This is a genomic window from Paenibacillus terrisolis (assembly GCF_056171975.1).
Genome location: NZ_JBKFGG010000026.1, coordinates 1 through 17,081 on the forward strand (window position 1 = coordinate 1; position 17,081 = coordinate 17,081).

A 17,081-nucleotide genomic window follows, 5' to 3' on the forward strand; every position below is an offset into this window, starting at 1 on the left:
CCCCACGATGGTTCCAATCCCACAGCTTCGCTTGTGATTCGAGGTCGAATGCCTCAACCAGCTCAAACATGGTCATTGGAGGTAGAGGGAGAACAGTTTTATGGACGGGGTGTATAGTCCCCTAAGACCGCTACGTTCTCCCGGCTACTTCCATCGTAAAACGACCATAAAAAAAGGCCAACCCAAAATTCTGGCTAACCTGATAATACGAAGACCGCTATTTGTGCTAGGGGCATCGTATCTCATTTCAAGAGCAAAGTTTTTGTGCGCGCCGAGCGGTCGATCGACAGATTGCTGAAAGCCGGCAGCTACCCGGTAGGAAATACCGCCGTTACAATGTGGCGAGGCTTTCTGTTCGCAAGTTTAAGAGGGTGTCCCTCGTTATCACAGATAACGACGAGGGGCACCCTCTTGGCATCGCAGAAAGCCCAATGCCGAAGTCGGCGCTTGGCTATTTGACAAGAAAGCGCAGCTACAATTCGGTAAACGAAGACGGACCATGATTGCTCGCCGGTCAGCCGTCCAACAGGCATTTTCCAGGCGGGGCCTTATAGATTTTATAAGTTTCCCGGGGTTATTTTACGAACATTTTTCACGGATTCGGCATAGACTTAGGAACACGGCGGGAGACGACAAGTCCCAGCTCGATAGCAAGGGAGGAATCCGTTTGTCATATGAAATTGCAGAAGCGCAGCTGCTTCGCAGAGGAGTTACGCTGGAATCCATCGCGGAAATCGTTTATTCGCTCCAGTCCGTTTACTTAAGAGATCTGACGCGGGAGCAATGTTTGGATAGCGTAAAGGCGGTGCTGCAAAAACGCGAGGTGCAGTACACTTTGTTTACCGGCATCGCTTTGGATGAGCTGGCGGAGCAAAAACTTCTCCCCGAGCCGCTTCAGTCCATTCTGGAAGCCGATGAACCGCTGTACGGCGTGGATGAAACCGTAGCGCTCGGAATTACGAGCGTGTTCGGGATGATCGGTTTGACGAGTTTCGGTTACTTGGACAAGGTCAAGCCCGAAATTATCGGGAAGCTGAACGGGCTTAAAGAAAACGTTCATGTGTTCCTCGACGATCTGGTTGCAGGCCTGGCGGCCGCAGCTTCGGCACGCATCGCCCATAAGGATAAGGGTGCAACGGCTTATTTGGATGATAAATCGTCTTGATTCTGAGTTTTTTGAAATCTAACCGGATGTAGGTGCATTGACTGGAGAGCGGACCTGAATGAATCGCGGCGACGCTGGACATCCCCTTTGTTGCGGGAAATTTGAAAATTATGTTATCATTACTCTATTATACAGGTTCGAGTGAAAAGGTTAGGTTAGGGGGCTTTGAAAAGGGCATGTGGACTGTAATGTATATTGCGCCAACCGCGAAGGTTGCCGATATGATCAAAACGAAACTTACAGAAGAAGGCTTTCTCGTCCAAACACGTCCTGTTAATTTATCCAAGCAGCAGTTTGAGATTCTGGTTCCTTCCGGGGAGCTCGAAGAGGTTCAAGAAGTGTTGAATTCGATTTTGCATCCTTAGATCCTTGACTGTAGATGCGGCCTTTAAATTAACGGCTGAAGAGGTGTAGTTAGTGTTTAAAGATTTATTTCAGAAAAAGCGAAAATACGCGACCATTCCTTCGGAACGAAGAGTGGACGCAGACGGAACACAGCTGGCGGACCGGCCGAAACGCGAGATTCCGGAAGGTCTGATGAATAAATGCAGCCGCTGCGGCAGCATTCAATACAGTAAAGAGCTGGAGAAGAATTTCAAGATTTGTCCGTCCTGCGGCTATCATATGCGGCTGAGTGCGATGGAACGGATCAAATTCACATTGGATGAAGGCAGTTTCATAGAGTATGACGAGGATTTGGTATCGGTCGACCCGCTGGAATTTCCGGGATATGCGAGCAAGCTGGAGCAGCAGGCTTTAAAATCGGGACTCCGGGAAGCGGTTGTTACCGGTGAAGGTACGATTGGCGGTTTTCCGACCGTTGTTGCGGTAATGAGCTTTGATTTCTTTTCCGGCAGCATGGGTTCCGTCGTTGGGGAGAAAATCACCCGGGCGATTGAAACCGCGGGAGAAAAAAGACTTCCGATCATCATTTTTTCTACATCGGGCGGCGCCCGTATGCAGGAAAGCATCCTCAGCTTGATGCAGATGGCGAAAACCAGTGCCGCTCTGGCCCGTTACGGCGAGCTTGGCGGACTTTATATTTCGGTAATTACGGATCCGACGACAGGTGGCGTCTCGGCGAGCTTTGCCATGCTCGGAGATATTATCGTGGCCGAGCCCGGGGCGGTCTTCGGCTTTGCCGGCAGAATCGTTATTGAACAGACGATCCGTCAAAAGCTGCCTGACGACTTCCAGACGGCTGAGTTCAATCTGCAGCATGGTCAGCTTGATCTTGTCGTTAACCGCAAGGAAATGAAAGCCACATTGTCCAAGCTGCTGGATTTGCACAGTGTGAAGGGAGGAGTATAAAATGGCAGGCGAATTGCCTTTTGAAACGCCTCTCGTCAAGCTTCGCGAGAAAATTCAGGAATTGGAACAATTCGGTGCCGAAAAAGGCATCGATTTCACCGATGAGATTGCGCGCCTTGAGGAGCGTTACCGTCAACTCGAGGACGAAATATACAGCAGTATCTCGCCGTCTCAGAAAATGCATCTGGCCCGGCACCATCAGCGTCCGACTTCGCTCGATTTCATCGGGCTTATTTTTGACGATTTTATCGAACTGCACGGGGACCGTGTATTCGGGGATGACCTTGCGATCGTCGGCGGATTGGCCAAGCTTAACGGGGTTCCCGTTACCGTGCTTGGACAGCAGCGGGGCAAGGACACGAAGGATAATATCGCGCGTTTCTTCGGAAGCCCGCATCCGGAAGGTTTTCGCAAAGCGCTGCGTCTGATGCAGCAGGCGGACAAGTTCGGCCGTCCGATCGTGACGTTTATCGATACTAAAGGGGCCTATCCGGGTATTACGGCGGAAGAAAGGGGCCAGTCGGAAGCGATCGCCCGCAATTTGCGGGATATGGCGATGCTCCGGGTGCCCGTCATTTGCGTCGTTATCGGCGAGGGCGGAAGCGGCGGGGCGCTTGCGTTGGGCGTCGGCAACCGCGTGTTGATGCTGGAGAATGCGATTTATTCCGTTATTTCGCCGAACGGAGCGGCATCCATTCTGTGGAAAGACGCATCCAAGGCGGATCAGGCGGCCGAGGCGATGAAAATTACCTCCCAGGATCTGCTTGAGATGGAGGTTATCGAAGAGATTATCCCAGAGCCTCGCGGCGGGGCTCACCGCGATTACGAATCCACGGCAGCCGCCGTCAAGAGCGCATTGCTGCGTCACTTGGAGGAATTGAGCATCATGAATCCGGACGAGCTGCTGGAAGACCGGTACCGGAAATTCCGGAAAATCGGCAAATTTGCCGAGACGGGCAAACAGCCGGTTCCCGTTAGCCAACCGGAAACCGAACCAGCGGCGGAACCCGCTGTGCACCATGCGGATTCTGAAAATTCCGAAGCCGAGCGAACCGAGGAGCAAGACTCTATGATGGATTCCTCGCTTTCGGGCAATGATTAAAGATTGAATAGAGCAAATGTTCTTTACAATATGATAAACTTCCTATACAAATCGTCCAAACTATAGTAAATTTAATTGTTGGAAAAGATCATATATAGAGAGAACAAAAAAACGGAGGAAACCCAAATGCGCAAAACAAAAATCGTATGTACCATCGGTCCTTCCAGTGAGTCGTTAGAAAACACCAAGAAATTGATTTTGGCTGGAATGAACGTCGCTCGCCTGAACTTCTCCCACGGTGATTTTGAGGAGCATGGCAACCGGATCAAAACGATTCGTAAAGCGAGCGAAGAGCTGGGGAAATCAGTCGCCATACTGTTGGACACCAAAGGTCCAGAAATCCGTACCGGCAAATTGAAAGAAGAACCGATTGAGCTTGTACAGGATGAAATCCTTACCTTGACGACCGAAGAAATTTTGGGCGACAAGGATCGCATCTCCATTACTTACAGAGATCTTCCCGGAGATGTGGAAGCCGGTTCGACCATTTTGATCGATGACGGATTGATTGGCCTGACTGTCGTTGAAATTCAAGGTACGGAAATCAAATGCCGTATCGTGAACGGCGGTACCATCAAGAGCAAGAAGGGCGTAAATGTTCCCGGCGTTAACATTTCCCTGCCAGGCATCACTGAAAAAGACGCTAACGATATCAAGTTCGGGATCGAGCAAGGCATCGATTTTATTGCGGCTTCCTTCGTTCGTAAAGCTAGCGACGTGCTTGAAATTCGTCAATTGCTTGAGAAAAACAACGCTGCTCACATCCAAATCATCTCCAAAATCGAAAACCAACAAGGCGTTGAAAACCTCGATGAAATTTTGGAAGTTTCCGACGGTTTGATGGTAGCCCGCGGGGACCTTGGCGTGGAAATCCCTGCCGAAGACGTGCCTCTCGTGCAAAAACGCATGATCGAAAAATGCAACCGCGTAGGCAAACCGGTTATCACCGCTACGCAAATGCTGGATTCGATGCAACGCAACCCTAGACCTACCCGCGCTGAAGCGAGTGACGTAGCCAACGCGATTTTCGACGGTACTGACGCAATCATGCTGTCCGGCGAAACGGCTGCCGGGAAATATCCGGTCGAATCGGTACTCACCATGGCCCGCATCGCTGAAAAAGCGGAATCCGCTTTGGAATACCGCGAAATTTTCATCAAGCAATCCAATGCGCAACAAACGACCGTTACCGAAGCGATCAGCCAAGCTGTAGCCAACTCTGCGCTTGAACTGAATGCCAAAGCCATTATCACTTCTACGGAAACCGGATATACGGCTCGCATGGTATCCAAATATCGTCCAAAAGCGCCGATCATCGCAGTAACCACCGAAGATCAAACGCTTCGCCGTCTGGCTCTGAACTGGGGCGTAACTCCGGTTAAAGGCTCGGTGGCATCGACGACGGACGAAATGTTCGACAGAGCGATGAAGGGCGGAGTAGATTCCGGCTTGGTTAAAGAAGGCGACCTTGTTGTCATTACGGCAGGCGTTCCTCTTGGAAGTTCCGGATCGACGAATTTGGTGAAAATCGGCCAAATCCGCAAGTAGATTCAACTTAAAATTAAGCGGCATGAACTTATAAAAAAGGCAATGGGCACCCGCTCGCGGGAACCATTGCTTTTTTTGCCGGATAGACGGCGACGCCATTTTAACTGCAGGAGAGGAGCGGGAGTCCGCATGTACGTAAGTGAATTGTCCATACAGCCCAAATATTTTGAATTCGATATGATGGGGATTGTTTACCATGCCCACTATCTCGGCTGGTTTGAAGCGGGACGGTCGAAGCTGTGCGAGGATTTGGGATTCAAATATATCGATATGGAAAAAGCGGGATACATTTCTCCCGTTCACGAGATGAAGGTGGAGTACAAGAAAGGGATCCGCTATGGCGACGAGGTGCTGCTGAAAACCCGCATTCTCGAAAACGGCGGCGTTAAAACGGTGTACGGCTACGAGGTGTATAACGGGGAAGGAACATTGTGCGTAGCCGGCTCGTCCACTCACTATGTGGTGCGGCGGGAAGATTTTAAGCCGGTGCAGTTCAAGAAGGTTTTCCCCGAGTGGCATGCGGCTTTTGATGAAGCCGGCAAGGAATGATTTTTTGATTATCGAACGGCGAAGCGTTAAAATACACTTAAGCCTGATATGTTGAATGTCTAAAGGAGTTATCATATGCGCAAATGGATCGCCGTTTTGATTGTACTGGTTCCGATCATAGAATTTTGGGGTTATGTGGAGGTCGGAGAGAGACTTGGCCTCGGCAAAACCATTTTTCTCACGCTGGCGACTTCGGTCATCGGCGGATTGATGATGCAGTTTGAAGGCCGAAAGGTGCTTGCGGACGCAAGAGCTCAAATGAACGGTGGCCAAATTCCCGGGCGGATGGCTCTGGATGGGCTCTGCGTGTTCATTGGCGGCATCCTGCTGCTGATCCCCGGCTTTTTCACGGATATAATCGGGTTTACGATGGTCTTCCCGCTTACGCGCCCGCTTTACCGCGTAACCCTGATGAGATGGGTGGGCAAAAAAATCAAGGACGGTTCCATCACGTATTTCCGCCGTTAAACGGGGATGTCCGAGAATCCTGCCGTCCCGAATAAAAGCTTCCCGTCAATAATGATCTGGCGGGAAGCTTTTTATTGTAGGTGTGAAAAGCGTAAGAATTCTGTAAAACGATTATTTGTGCAGTTTCAATCCCTTTAAGGCTTTGTCGATATCTTTTTTAATACCCCTGAATCCGAGCCCCGCTAAGTTTAATTCGTCAGTGCCGGACCGCCGGAAAGTCAACCTGTTATCCTCATCGTTGAAGGTATGGAACAGTGCATCGATAAAAACCGCCATCTCAATTTCTCTATTTACTGCTTTATCGAAAGTTCTTTGCATTTCATCATGATTTGCCGTAAAAATTAAAACCGGTTGCTGGGACATAGGCAGAAATGACTTATTATTTCCATCAAAATAAGGTTCTCCGACAATATTCTGCGTTCCCGCGATTCCGCTCATCAAAAAGGCCGTAACGTTAAGCTTTTGCCAGGTCTGCAAATCCTCTCTTACGACGAGCGCTATTTTCGTATCAAAACTCATTTTAATCTTCCCTTTCATTGTTCCTTTATATTTCTTTCAATATCAAGCTAACGGCAGACTCGCAAAGAAGCAGGGCCATTATGATATTCGCAGGACGAAAATATTTATAGATGAGTCTCTGCATCACAAACCCGGCGAAAGCCCAAGTAAATATGCCGGCGAAGCCAATGAAGTTCAGCAGTAATACGAACAGTCCTATCATCCCCAATGACTGGTAGTAAGGAAGAACAAAACTCGTCAATGCGGTGATCCCATAGAGGATAATTTTCAAATTGATAAACTGCAGAAGAAATCCGACCTTAAAAGAGTAAATTTTCCCGTCTTGGGAAGTTTCGATCGGTTTGCTGACGGCAATATGCCAAGCCAGCCACAGTATATAGGCGGCGCCGGCATATTTCGTATACTCAATTGCATTCGGAAGCAGCTTTGACAATTCAAAGCTCAGAATGCCGCATAACAGCATTACGCAAAAGAAACCGGAACATATCCCCATGATCAAATGTCTGCTCTTTTTCAACCCGTATCGGCTCGTCGCATTCAGAGAAAGGATATTGTTGGGGCCCGGAGTAAAAGCCGTGATCACCAAGTTTAATAAAAAAGATAAAAAAATCCCGTAAGTCACTTGTCATCACCTCCCGCTTAGACTACAATAACATAATCGAAAACAGCAAAAAAATCGAAATATGAAATATAATAATTCGATTTTTTTGAACTATAGAGGTGAAGACATGGAATTACGGAATTTCGTGACTTTTAAGACCATACTGGAAGAAGGCAGCTTCCAAAACGCGGCTCAAAGGTTGAATTATACCCAATCCACGGTTACCTTTCAAATGCAGCAACTGGAGCAGGAGTTGTCCATCAAGCTGTTTGAGAAAATTGGAAGGAAAATGGTGCCAACCCAGGCCGGCAAAGATATCGTTCCCTTCATAGACAAAATCATGGAATCCCTGGACCAAATCGTGAACTACGGAAGAAACGATTCCGAAATAGCGGGCGAGTTAAGAGTCGCCATTCCCGAATCTTTATTGACCTATAAGATGCAGCCGGTAATCAAGGCGTTTCGGGAGAAAGCGCCAAATGTACAACTGGCCTTGCGCTCTCACAATTGCTATGTGATTAGCGAGCATATTTTGAATGGAGAGGCGGATTTAGCGATTCACTATGATGTTCAAACCTATAATCAGACCGTTATTACAGAGCCTTTGGGAGCATTCTCGCTGTCATTGCTTGCCTCCCCTTTGCTGAGCAGCGATGAACGCGACTTCATTAAACCTGCCCAAAGAAAGCACGCAAGTCTTCTTATTGATGACCGTCGCAGTATTTATAAAGGAATCTTTGATGAATATGTAACCAATAAATCCATTCGTCTGGGCCGCTCAATTGAACTAGGGGGGATTGAAACGATCAAACGGAGTGCGGCCAGTAATCTTGGGGTTGCCTTTTTGCCGACTTTTACGGCCGAAGATGAATTAGCCGACGGGTCGCTCGTTGAGCTTGCAACCGGAATGTCCGGTCAAAAAATCACGGCGATTTGCGCTTACCATAAAAACAAGTGGGTAAGTCCCGCTATGGAATTGTTTATTCGATTGGCAAAAGAATGCCTGAATCCACTAACTATTCAATAGAGAAAAGCGGATGGTTTCGACAATGCTTCCCTCCATTCACTCACCGCAGCCTGCCGTGGACGATATAATTGCGCAGGTCGCGCAGCACTCCGGCGCGGATGGCTGCACCGATGATCACAAAGGTCACAGGGCCAATGATCAGGCCAAGCACGCCGAAGAGCTTGAGTCCGACGAACGTGGCGATCAGCGTGGCCAAGGGCTCAAGGCCAACGCTGCTGGAGAGCACTTTGGGTTCGATCACCTGCCTGGAGACGAGAATAACGCCGTAGAGAATCGATAAGCCGATTCCGAAGGCCATATCTCCTGTCATGAACGCGTAGATAAGCCAGGGAATCATGATCGTACCAACTCCCAAGTAGGGCAGCAAATCCACAAGCCCGATCAGCAGGGCATAAGTGAGGGCGGCGTCGACGTGCAGGATGAGAAGCCCGATCAGCACGATAAACGCGGTAATCGAGATCATGATAAACTGGGCGCGCAGGAAGCCGGACAAGGCTTTTTGCAGATCCCTCCAGATGCTTCCGGCCGTTTTCCGAAATGGAGTCGGGATGTTTCCGGCGAGAAACGACATATGCCGTTCCCATCTTGTGCTGATAAAAAATGTGGACAGCAGAACGACAACCAGGATGATCCCAAGATTGGGCAGCGATGTCAGCAGATTCACGATGATCCCGAGAAAGCTGTTTACGAGACGGGAAATGGCGGCGCCGATCGTTTCCGCTGTATCCCCTATATTTTTATGAATCGTGTTTTCATATCCCGGATTGTTGGCGATAAATAAATTGATATCATTGATGATTTTTTGAATCCCCTCGCTTTGGGTCCACTCAATAAAGAGGCTTCGCCATTCCTCGATGCTGAGATTGAAAGATTCGGCCATGTGCAGCAGTTCTTTTACCAGCCGCGTCAGAGCCGCCGAGAGGACGATGGCCGCCCCTCCGAAATAGACGAGCAGGGATAACGTAACGGCCAGCCATTTCGGCAGGTTCAAGGTCTGCTGCAGCCAGCGGACGAAGGGATTCATGGCATAGGCGATCAACCAGGCGATCAGGAAAGGATAGAGGAGGGGAAGGAGCCAATACATTGCGGCAACGATCAGGATCAAAACCGTGCAGATCCAGCTTCCGCGCAGCACGCGCTTTACGAATACGTTATCCAAGACGGATGTTCACCCACTTCCCTTTGTACAAGTCCTCATTCTACCTTATTATTTTCCCGCCCCGGGTATGACCGGAATATAATTTTCAGGACAATGTGACGTTTATCATTGCGTCACTGCAATCGTTTACAAAAATTCTTTATTATTGTGATAAAATCATTTGATGTTTGATAAGCCTCTCAAGTAGTTCCCATGCCACGTTAAATCCAGTATGATGAATTTATAAGCAACACTGCTCTATTTTCTGGATTTTAGGGTGTATAATTGTAAACTAGAGAAAATTTTAAACTTCCAAATTGAAAATGGTTTCATTTCGGATTGATCACAATTTGTTAACAAAGGAGAGATGTATGATGACAGCTACGAAAGGCCTTGAAGGTATTGTGGCGGCTACTTCCTCGATCAGTTCTATCCACGAAGGTGTGCTTGCTTATCGTGGAATCAATATTGATGATTTGGCTGAAAACGCAAGCTTCGAAGAAACGGCTTATTTGCTCTGGTACGGGAAATTGCCTTCGACAACCGAGCTGAAGGATTTGCAGCGGAAGCTCAGCGACTACGCGGCAGTTCCGCAGGCCATTTTGGATCAAATGAAGCTGTATCCGCATGATGCAAACACGATGGCGGTTTTGCGCACCGCCGTATCGGCTCTTGCTTTGTACGATGAAACCGCAAATGAAAATTCGCGGGTCGGCAATCAGGAAAAGGCGATCAAACTGCAATCCCGCATTCCTACGATTATTGCCGCTTTTGCCCGCATCCGGGAAGGCAAGGAGCCGGTGGCTCCGCTGAAGGGAGTTTCCGTTGCTCATAATTTTCTTTATATGCTGCTGGGGGAACAACCGGACCCGATCGCGATCCGCGCGCTGGATCAAGCGCTGGTGCTGCACGCCGACCACGAGCTGAACGCTTCGACGTTTTCGGCGCGGGTGACGATCGCCACGTTGACGGATATTTATTCCGCCGTAACTTCGGCCATCGGCACTTTAAAAGGCCCGCTGCATGGCGGGGCGAATGAAGCGGTGATGAAAATGCTGAGCGAAATAGGCACTCTGGATCAAGCGGAACCTTATATTATGCGTAAGCTCGCGAACAAGGAAAAAGTGATGGGCTTTGGACACCGCGTATACAAAAACGGCGATCCGCGCGCCAAGCATTTGCAGAAGATGTCCCGTCAGTTGAGCTTGCTCAAAGGCGATACTTCGCTGTACGAAATTTCCGTCAAGGTCGATGAGCTGGTGACCTCCCAAAAGGGGCTGAAGCCCAATGTTGATTTTTATTCCGCTTCCGTTTATACGCTGCTGGGCATTTCGCGCGATTTGTTCACGCCGATCTTTGCCATCAGCCGTCTTTCCGGCTGGACCGCGCATATCCTGGAGCAGCTTGACGACAACCGCCTGATTCGTCCTCGCGCCGAATACACGGGTGCCAGTAATCAAAAATATATCCCGATCGAGTTGAGATAAAGCGGCAGATGCGGAGGAAACCGCATCGCGACATATGATAGAATAGAAAACACGGCTGTTTTGGCACAGCTTTAGACCGAATGAGGAGGAAATCGAAAAATATGCTGAAGCTTGAAAAGTTCAACCTTCCCACTGAGGGCGAAAAAATTGAAATTCAGAACGGAAAGCTGCTGGTGCCGAACCACCCCGTCATCCCTTTTATCGAGGGTGACGGCACCGGCCGCGATATATGGAAAGCATCCAAACGGGTGCTTGACGCTGCGGTCGACAAAGCTTACGGCGGCGAGAAGAAAATCGCCTGGTACGAAGTTTTTGCGGGAGAGAAGGCCTACAATACATATGGCGAATGGCTGCCGGCGGATACGCTGACGGCGATCCGCGAGTATATTGTAGCGATCAAAGGTCCGCTCACCACGCCGATTGGCGGCGGAATCCGTTCCCTGAACGTTGCCCTTCGCCAGGAGCTTGATCTTTACGTTTGCTTGCGCCCGGTACGTTATTTTGAAGGGGTTCCGTCTCCGGTTAAACGCCCCGAGCTCGTGGATATGGTCATTTTCCGCGAGAACACGGAAGACATTTATGCGGGGATTGAGTATAAAGAAGGCTCCGATGAAGTGAAAAAGGTGCTCGCCTTTCTGCAAAATGAAATGGGCGTCACGAAAATTCGCTTCCCGGAAACGTCCGGCATCGGCATTAAGCCCGTTTCGGAGGATGGCTCCAAACGCCTTGTCCGCGCCGCCGTCGAATACGCCGTCAAGCATGAACGCAAGAGTGTGACGCTCGTCCATAAAGGCAATATCATGAAATTTACGGAAGGCGCCTTCAAAAACTGGGGGTATGAAGTCGCTGAAGCCGAGTTCGGCGATAAAGTGTTTACCTGGGCCGAATACGACCGGATCAAGGAACAGTCCGGGACCGACGCGGCGAACCAGGCGCAAAAAGCCGCGCAGGATGCAGGCAAAATCATCATCAAGGACGCGATTGCCGACATCGCATTGCAGCAGGTGTTAACGCGCCCTACCGATTTTGACGTCATCGCTACGCTGAATCTGAACGGGGACTACCTGTCCGATGCCCTCGCTGCCCAAGTCGGCGGGATCGGGATTGCTCCGGGAGCGAACATTAACTACGTTACCGGCCATGCGATTTTCGAAGCGACGCACGGCACGGCGCCGAAATACGCCGATCTGGATGTCGTCAATCCGGGTTCCGTCATTTTGTCCGGCGTCATGATGCTTGAGCATCTTGGCTGGCAGGAAGCTGCCGATCTGATTTATAAGGGCCTTGAAACTTCAATTAACCGTAAAACGGTAACATACGATTTCGCCCGTCTAATGGAAGGTGCCACCGAGGTCAAATGTTCCGAATTTGCCGATGAAGTAATCAAAAATATGTAGGGGGCTTGACCGACTTGGCTATTCAACGCAAAAAAATTACGGTTGTCGGCGCCGGTTTTACCGGCGCAACGACAGCGCTGATGCTTGCGCAAAAAGAACTCGGCGACATCGTTCTGCTTGACATTCCGCAGCTTGAAAATCCGACGAAGGGCAAAGCTCTCGATATGCTGGAAGCCGGTCCGGTACAGGGGTTCGACAGCAAGATCGTCGGCACCTCTTCTTATGAGGAAGCCGCCGGTTCGGATATCGTCATCATTACGGCCGGTATCGCCCGCAAACCCGGCATGAGCCGGGACGATCTCGTCAATACCAATGCGGGTATCGTCCGCTCGGTATGCGAAAACGTCAAGAAATACTGCCCGGATTCCACGGTCATCATTCTGAGCAATCCGGTAGACGCCATGACCTTTGCGGCTTACCAAACGCTTGGCTTCCCCAAAAACCGCGTCATCGGTCAGTCCGGCGTGCTTGATACGGCCCGCTACTGCACATTTATTGCCCAAGAGCTTAACGTATCCGTTGAAGATGTCCGCGGCTTCGTGCTTGGCGGTCACGGAGACGATATGGTTCCCCTTGTTCGTTATTCCAGCGTCGGCGGCATTCCGATCGACACGCTGATTTCCAAGGAGCGCCTCAATGCAATCGTCCAGCGTACCCGCGTCGGCGGCGGCGAGATCGTCAACCTGCTTGGCAATGGCAGCGCTTATTACGCTCCGGCGGCTTCGCTTGTGCAAATGGCCGAAGCCATTCTGAAGGATAAGAAGCGGATTTTGCCGGTGATTGCCCTGCTGGAAGGCGAGTACGGCTATGACGGCCTGTTTATGGGCGTTCCGGTTATTTTAGGCGGAGGCGGCATTGAGAAAGTATTCGAGCTTGAACTTACGGCCGACGAAAAAGCCGCGCTGGATAAATCGGCATCATCCGTACGCAGCGTGATTTCGGTGGTTCAAGGCTAGATTTCGATAATACGTAAAGCGCAAGCGGAGGGGATAGGAAAACCTGTCTCCGTCCGTCTGCGTTTTTTTTGGTTTGGCCCCGGCGGTTTCTTTTGCTACCAACGATTGGTATAATAGATTTATAACATATGTAATTGACGTTGAAAGGCGGTTGTGTTATGTGGAAAGCTATGCTTTTTTTGCACATTATTGGATCTTTAGCGCTTGGTTTTTATCTGGTGTTACCGTTTGTTCTGGGCAGACTGGGTAAATTGTCCCTTGCCGCCCAGGAAGGAACCGTCTCGGCGGTGAAGTCCCTGAATACGTATGCTCAAATCGGATTGGTCATCCAACTGATTACCGGCGGGTATATGGTCGGAAAAGGGGATTTTTCAATTCCGTGGATGATCGTGGTGGTTGTACTCTTTTTGCTGGTGGGGGCTTTTAGCGGAATGATGGGCAAACCGCTGCGTCTGGCTCAGGATGGAATTCGCCAAAGCAAGCACATTACGGCCGAAGAAGGCAAGCTTCGTACGCTTAGCGCGCTTAACGCCGTAACGATTCTGATCATCTCTTTCTTCATGGTATATTCGAATATTATTTGATCCGAAAATATGACAAAGACCTGTTGGAGTTATCCGACAGGTCTTTCTTTTCGATTTTTCAATAACAGGAGACACTAGATGTCCTGCTCATCCCGCTGCAATTCATCCAGATGAGTGAACATCAATTTGATAATGTCCAGCGCAAGTTGTTTTTCTTTAGGGGAACGATTGATCATAATCTGCCTGATTTGATTTGTAAAATGCTCATCGTCAATTTCAATGGAATCATGAAGCAGATAATCAACCGTTACGCCTAATTGATTGGCCAGACGTACAAGCGTCTCAAGGGACAGACTGCGCTCGCCGCGCTCTATTTGTCCTATGTATGCGTCAGAAACATCAATTTTTTCGGCGAGTTTCTCCTGGGTTAGGTGCAGTTTATGCCGTTCCTGCCGTAACCTTTTACCCAAAGCCTCGTAATCCATAACACCCCTCCTTTAATTACCATAGTGAGAAGTAGAGGGAAAGATAATAAACTACTGGTTTTGTTTTTCTTTACTATAAGTATGAATTGGGTTATTATGGGATTAAGCATTTTCTAAAATATTCATGCGCCTCTATTATATTCATAATTAAGGAGTATTATCATGTCATCAGATTTGCTATCCACATCACTTATTATCACTGTGAAAAACAATGGAATCGATCTCTACACCACGATGGAATCTTTGAAAGTGTCGCGAAGCTCTTTGCCCTACGAAGTGATTATTGTGGATGAGAATTCCGTGGACGGATGCTGCGATTTTCTCATGAGCTACAGGTTCGACCATCCGATCAAGCGCTTTAAGGGAGAACCCGGAATTACGGCCAGAAACATCGGCGCTGCCCACGCTTCCGGAGAATATCTAATTTTCTGCGGCGCTCATTTGTATTACGACGACGATTGGATGGAATCGCTTCTGAAACCGATCATGGAAGGAAAAGCGGATTGCACCTCGCCTTCCTTCGAAATTCATGAGCGCTCCATGATGAAGCCGAAGGAATATCAAGCCGAGGGCTTAATGAAATCGATTCAAAATTATCCGGGAGACGATGATACGAAAGATATTCCATGGCTGTCCTGGGAATGCTTTGCAATCAGCAGGGACAAGTTTCATGAGATCGACGGGTTTGAAGACGGATTTGTCAGCAAGGAGCTGGAAACTGCGGAATTTTCCCTGCGGATGTGGTTGTTTGGCGGGATTTGCCGGTATGTTCCGGAGGTCTCTCTGATGCAGGTGTTCAGGCAAAATTTCCCTTACGACGATAGCGGAGAGAAATGGGGCGGGGATTTGCTGGCTATGGCCCATTTGCATCTTAGCGAACAAAGAATCGAACTTTGCCGGAAAGTTGTGAGCGATGCATTCGGCAGTGAGCGATCCGATTTAAGGTTAAGCGAGGCATTGCGTTTAGCCAGAGAAAAGTACGCGGCTCTCAGACAAAACGACGATTCCTGGTTTATCGAGCGCTTCGGTATTGGAGTGTAACGAGCGGCGCTTCCACGGCTCAATGCTTGTATTTCCGGCATAACCTTCACGATTAATGCCATCCTATGAAGATGAACCGAAGAGTTCATTTTATGCGCATAGGGTTAAAGCAAATGACGAGGAAGGAGAATGCGATAAAATGTCAGGCAATGGGCAAACCCCCAAAACGCTGCCTCCACAGCATCAGAATCAGCGCCCCGGAATTGAGTCGATCATGCATCCCGGTCCCGAATACGAAGGTGATTACAAGGCCGCCGGCAAACTGCAGGGTAAAGTCGCGTTAATCACCGGGGGTGACAGCGGCATCGGCCGGGCCGTGGCGGTGGCTTATGCGAAAGAAGGCGCGGATGTCGCGATCGTATACTTAAATGAACACGACGATGCGGAGAAGACCAAACGCGAGGTGGAGCAGGAAGGAAGAAAATGCCTGCTTCTTCCCGGTGACGTCGGTGACGAGGCGTTCGCCGCGGATGCCGTAAACGCAACGGTCAAAACGCTCGGCAAGCTGGACATATTGATCAACAACGCCGCGGAGCAGCATCCGCAGCAGGATATTGCCGATATTACCGCGCAGCAATTGGAACAAACGTTTCGAACAAATGTTTTCGGCATGTTTTATATGACGAAAGCTGCGATGCCTCATTTGCAAAAAGGAAGCTCGATCATCAATACGGCTTCGGTTACGGCCTATAAAGGCAATCCGACGCTGCTGGATTATTCCTCCACCAAAGGGGCCGTGGTCGGCTTTACCCGTGCCCTTTCGATGAACCTGGTTCCCAGAAAGGGGATTCGCGTCAACGCGGTTGCACCCGGACCGATCTGGACGCCGCTGATTCCATCCACTTTCGATGAGCAGCAGGTTTCCGAATTTGGCGGGGATACGCCTATGCAGCGGCCCGGACAACCTAGGGAACTGGCGCCGGCATACGTATATCTCGGCAGCGACGACTCGTCCTATATGAGCGGACAGGTCCTTCATATCAACGGCGGCGAGATCGTTAACGGTTAAAAATCAGACCCAAAAACGCGAGTGCGTAGCCTTAAGGCCTGCGACTCGCGTTTTTGGGTTTTGCAAAGGTTTTTTGAGGTTCCGCATTCCCGTCTTTCAGGATTCTTCGGGACCGGACAATTCGTCGAGCGTCATTTCGAAGCTTGGGGCGAGGTGCTCCAAAAAGTAGTCGACCTCAGGGAGTTTGAGCAGCGTTAGCTTTTCCAGAAGCTGCATTTTGGCAACGGCGAACTCCCGGTTCCCGGCGGTCAACTCCCAGGTACATTTCAAATAGGCATCGAGGCTGTCGGCTGCTTTGACATACTTCATCAGCTCCCTGTCGGTTAGGGGGCTATCGCTACTTGGGGACAGCAATGGGCCGTAAACCGGCTTCAACTCGGCGGGAACCATGGAAATGAGCCGCTGAGCCGCGATATGCTCCATCTCCCGAAAGTTCGCGAGCAGCTTGGGATTATGATGCTTGACGGGCGTCGGAATGTCGCCGGTAAACACTTCCGTCGCATCATGGAACAGGGCCAGCGTTGCGGCCCGCTCCGAGTTCAGATTCCGGGCGAATAAGCTGTTGCCGATTTCGCACAGCAAATGCGCCAGCAGCGCGACATGAAACGAGTGCTCGGCGACATTTTCGGCGGCGGTGCTGCGCATCAGGCTCCATCTTTGAATGGAGCGAAGACGGTACATATAAGCGGAAAAATGATAACTCATGAACGGTTGACCTCACTTGTGCTATGGATGGATTTTACATGGAATTGAT

19 protein-coding genes are annotated in these 17,081 nt (G+C 49.8%); 14 read left to right on the forward strand and 5 right to left on the reverse strand.

What is annotated here, in order from left to right; genetic code table 11:
• Positions 1 to 667 precede the first annotated feature (667 nt).
• From ACI48K_RS18390 to ACI48K_RS18420, 7 genes are all read left to right on the forward strand, one after another.
• Positions 668 to 1,165: a phosphatidylglycerophosphatase A family protein gene (locus ACI48K_RS18390; RefSeq protein WP_475029081.1), complete on the forward strand. Its 498-nt coding sequence runs from the start codon at positions 668 to 670 to the stop codon at positions 1,163 to 1,165.
• 176 nt (positions 1,166 to 1,341) lie between these two features.
• Positions 1,342 to 1,530, forward strand: coding sequence for a hypothetical protein (locus ACI48K_RS18395; RefSeq protein WP_036624401.1), 189 nt, complete (start codon positions 1,342 to 1,344; stop codon positions 1,528 to 1,530).
• 52 nt (positions 1,531 to 1,582) lie between these two features.
• Positions 1,583 to 2,476, forward strand: a complete 894-nt coding sequence (gene accD / locus ACI48K_RS18400; RefSeq protein WP_475029082.1) for an acetyl-CoA carboxylase, carboxyltransferase subunit beta — start codon at positions 1,583 to 1,585, stop codon at positions 2,474 to 2,476.
• A gap of 1 nt (position 2,477) precedes the next feature.
• The gene (locus ACI48K_RS18405) at positions 2,478 to 3,578 is read left to right on the forward strand and encodes an acetyl-CoA carboxylase carboxyltransferase subunit alpha (RefSeq protein ID WP_475029083.1); all 1,101 of its coding nucleotides are present in this window, start codon (positions 2,478 to 2,480) and stop codon (positions 3,576 to 3,578) included.
• Positions 3,579 to 3,704: 126 nt separating this feature from the next.
• A complete protein-coding gene (gene pyk, locus ACI48K_RS18410) occupies positions 3,705 to 5,126 on the forward strand; it encodes a pyruvate kinase (protein WP_475029084.1) in 1,422 nt (473 codons plus the stop codon).
• Between the two features lie 129 nt (positions 5,127 to 5,255).
• Positions 5,256 to 5,675 (forward strand): acyl-CoA thioesterase, encoded by a 420-nt coding sequence (locus ACI48K_RS18415; RefSeq protein WP_475029085.1) that lies wholly within the window; start codon positions 5,256 to 5,258, stop codon positions 5,673 to 5,675.
• A gap of 75 nt (positions 5,676 to 5,750) precedes the next feature.
• On the forward strand, positions 5,751 to 6,143 hold the full coding sequence (locus ACI48K_RS18420) for an FxsA family protein (protein WP_475029086.1): 393 nt from the start codon (positions 5,751 to 5,753) through the stop codon (positions 6,141 to 6,143).
• A gap of 111 nt (positions 6,144 to 6,254) precedes the next feature.
• On the opposite strand, the gene ACI48K_RS18425 is transcribed toward ACI48K_RS18420, so the two are convergent.
• Together ACI48K_RS18425 and ACI48K_RS18430 are read right to left on the reverse strand one after the other, a co-directional pair.
• Entirely contained in the window at positions 6,255 to 6,662 is a 408-nt protein-coding gene (locus ACI48K_RS18425; RefSeq protein ID WP_475029087.1) for a DUF2000 family protein, read from the reverse strand.
• Between the two features lie 25 nt (positions 6,663 to 6,687).
• On the reverse strand, positions 6,688 to 7,284 hold the full coding sequence (locus tag ACI48K_RS18430) for a LysE family transporter (protein WP_475029088.1): 597 nt from the start codon (positions 7,282 to 7,284) through the stop codon (positions 6,688 to 6,690).
• 106 nt (positions 7,285 to 7,390) lie between these two features.
• Between ACI48K_RS18430 and ACI48K_RS18435 the strand changes: the two genes are divergently transcribed.
• Positions 7,391 to 8,290 (forward strand): LysR family transcriptional regulator, encoded by a 900-nt coding sequence (locus ACI48K_RS18435; protein ID WP_475029229.1) that lies wholly within the window; start codon positions 7,391 to 7,393, stop codon positions 8,288 to 8,290.
• Positions 8,291 to 8,330: 40 nt separating this feature from the next.
• On the opposite strand, the gene ytvI is transcribed toward ACI48K_RS18435, so the two are convergent.
• Positions 8,331 to 9,449, reverse strand: a complete 1,119-nt coding sequence (gene ytvI, locus ACI48K_RS18440) for a sporulation integral membrane protein YtvI (protein ID WP_475029089.1) — start codon at positions 9,447 to 9,449, stop codon at positions 8,331 to 8,333.
• A gap of 353 nt (positions 9,450 to 9,802) precedes the next feature.
• On the opposite strand from ytvI, the gene ACI48K_RS18445 reads away from it, so the two are divergent.
• The 4 genes from ACI48K_RS18445 to ACI48K_RS18460 all read left to right on the forward strand — a co-directional run bounded on the left by ACI48K_RS18445 (position 9,803) and on the right by ACI48K_RS18460 (position 13,852).
• Complete coding sequence (locus tag ACI48K_RS18445; protein WP_475029230.1) at positions 9,803 to 10,915, forward strand: citrate/2-methylcitrate synthase; 1,113 nt, start codon at positions 9,803 to 9,805, stop codon at positions 10,913 to 10,915.
• A 101-nt stretch (positions 10,916 to 11,016) separates the two neighbouring features.
• A complete protein-coding gene (gene icd, locus ACI48K_RS18450) occupies positions 11,017 to 12,312 on the forward strand; it encodes an NADP-dependent isocitrate dehydrogenase (protein ID WP_475029090.1) in 1,296 nt (431 codons plus the stop codon).
• Positions 12,313 to 12,326: 14 nt separating this feature from the next.
• The gene (gene mdh, locus ACI48K_RS18455) at positions 12,327 to 13,268 is read left to right on the forward strand and encodes a malate dehydrogenase (protein WP_475029091.1); all 942 of its coding nucleotides are present in this window, start codon (positions 12,327 to 12,329) and stop codon (positions 13,266 to 13,268) included.
• A gap of 158 nt (positions 13,269 to 13,426) precedes the next feature.
• Positions 13,427 to 13,852: a hypothetical protein gene (locus ACI48K_RS18460; RefSeq protein ID WP_475029092.1), complete on the forward strand. Its 426-nt coding sequence runs from the start codon at positions 13,427 to 13,429 to the stop codon at positions 13,850 to 13,852.
• A gap of 74 nt (positions 13,853 to 13,926) precedes the next feature.
• On the opposite strand, the gene ACI48K_RS18465 is transcribed toward ACI48K_RS18460, so the two are convergent.
• Entirely contained in the window at positions 13,927 to 14,277 is a 351-nt protein-coding gene (locus tag ACI48K_RS18465) for a helix-turn-helix domain-containing protein (RefSeq protein ID WP_475029093.1), read from the reverse strand.
• 162 nt (positions 14,278 to 14,439) lie between these two features.
• On the opposite strand from ACI48K_RS18465, the gene ACI48K_RS18470 reads away from it, so the two are divergent.
• Entirely contained in the window at positions 14,440 to 15,318 is an 879-nt protein-coding gene (locus tag ACI48K_RS18470) for a glycosyltransferase family 2 protein (RefSeq protein WP_475029094.1), read from the forward strand.
• Between the two features lie 139 nt (positions 15,319 to 15,457).
• Positions 15,458 to 16,327: an SDR family oxidoreductase gene (locus tag ACI48K_RS18475; protein WP_475029095.1), complete on the forward strand. Its 870-nt coding sequence runs from the start codon at positions 15,458 to 15,460 to the stop codon at positions 16,325 to 16,327.
• Between the two features lie 96 nt (positions 16,328 to 16,423).
• Here ACI48K_RS18475 and yfbR read toward each other — a convergent pair whose 3' ends face one another.
• Positions 16,424 to 17,032, reverse strand: a complete 609-nt coding sequence (gene yfbR, locus ACI48K_RS18480) for a 5'-deoxynucleotidase (RefSeq protein ID WP_475029096.1) — start codon at positions 17,030 to 17,032, stop codon at positions 16,424 to 16,426.
• Positions 17,033 to 17,081 lie beyond the last annotated feature (49 nt).

What these genes read in the sequence shown, in the direction of transcription:
- ACI48K_RS18395 (WP_036624401.1), top strand. Translation starts at nt 1,342, where the DNA reads ATGTGGACTGTAATGTATATTGCGCCAACCGCGAAGGTTGCCGATATG.
- ACI48K_RS18405 (WP_475029083.1), top strand. Translation starts at nt 2,478, where the DNA reads ATGGCAGGCGAATTGCCTTTTGAAACGCCTCTCGTCAAGCTTCGCGAG.
- pyk (WP_475029084.1), top strand. Translation starts at nt 3,705, where the DNA reads ATGCGCAAAACAAAAATCGTATGTACCATCGGTCCTTCCAGTGAGTCG.
- ACI48K_RS18415 (WP_475029085.1), top strand. Translation starts at nt 5,256, where the DNA reads ATGTACGTAAGTGAATTGTCCATACAGCCCAAATATTTTGAATTCGAT.
- ACI48K_RS18420 (WP_475029086.1), top strand. Translation starts at nt 5,751, where the DNA reads ATGCGCAAATGGATCGCCGTTTTGATTGTACTGGTTCCGATCATAGAA.
- ACI48K_RS18425 (WP_475029087.1), bottom strand. Translation starts at nt 6,662, where the DNA reads ATGAGTTTTGATACGAAAATAGCGCTCGTCGTAAGAGAGGATTTGCAG.
- ACI48K_RS18435 (WP_475029229.1), top strand. Translation starts at nt 7,391, where the DNA reads ATGGAATTACGGAATTTCGTGACTTTTAAGACCATACTGGAAGAAGGC.
- ACI48K_RS18445 (WP_475029230.1), top strand. Translation starts at nt 9,803, where the DNA reads ATGACAGCTACGAAAGGCCTTGAAGGTATTGTGGCGGCTACTTCCTCG.
- icd (WP_475029090.1), top strand. Translation starts at nt 11,017, where the DNA reads ATGCTGAAGCTTGAAAAGTTCAACCTTCCCACTGAGGGCGAAAAAATT.
- ACI48K_RS18460 (WP_475029092.1), top strand. Translation starts at nt 13,427, where the DNA reads ATGTGGAAAGCTATGCTTTTTTTGCACATTATTGGATCTTTAGCGCTT.
- ACI48K_RS18465 (WP_475029093.1), bottom strand. Translation starts at nt 14,277, where the DNA reads ATGGATTACGAGGCTTTGGGTAAAAGGTTACGGCAGGAACGGCATAAA.
- ACI48K_RS18470 (WP_475029094.1), top strand. Translation starts at nt 14,440, where the DNA reads ATGTCATCAGATTTGCTATCCACATCACTTATTATCACTGTGAAAAAC.
- ACI48K_RS18475 (WP_475029095.1), top strand. Translation starts at nt 15,458, where the DNA reads ATGTCAGGCAATGGGCAAACCCCCAAAACGCTGCCTCCACAGCATCAG.
- yfbR (WP_475029096.1), bottom strand. Translation starts at nt 17,032, where the DNA reads ATGAGTTATCATTTTTCCGCTTATATGTACCGTCTTCGCTCCATTCAA.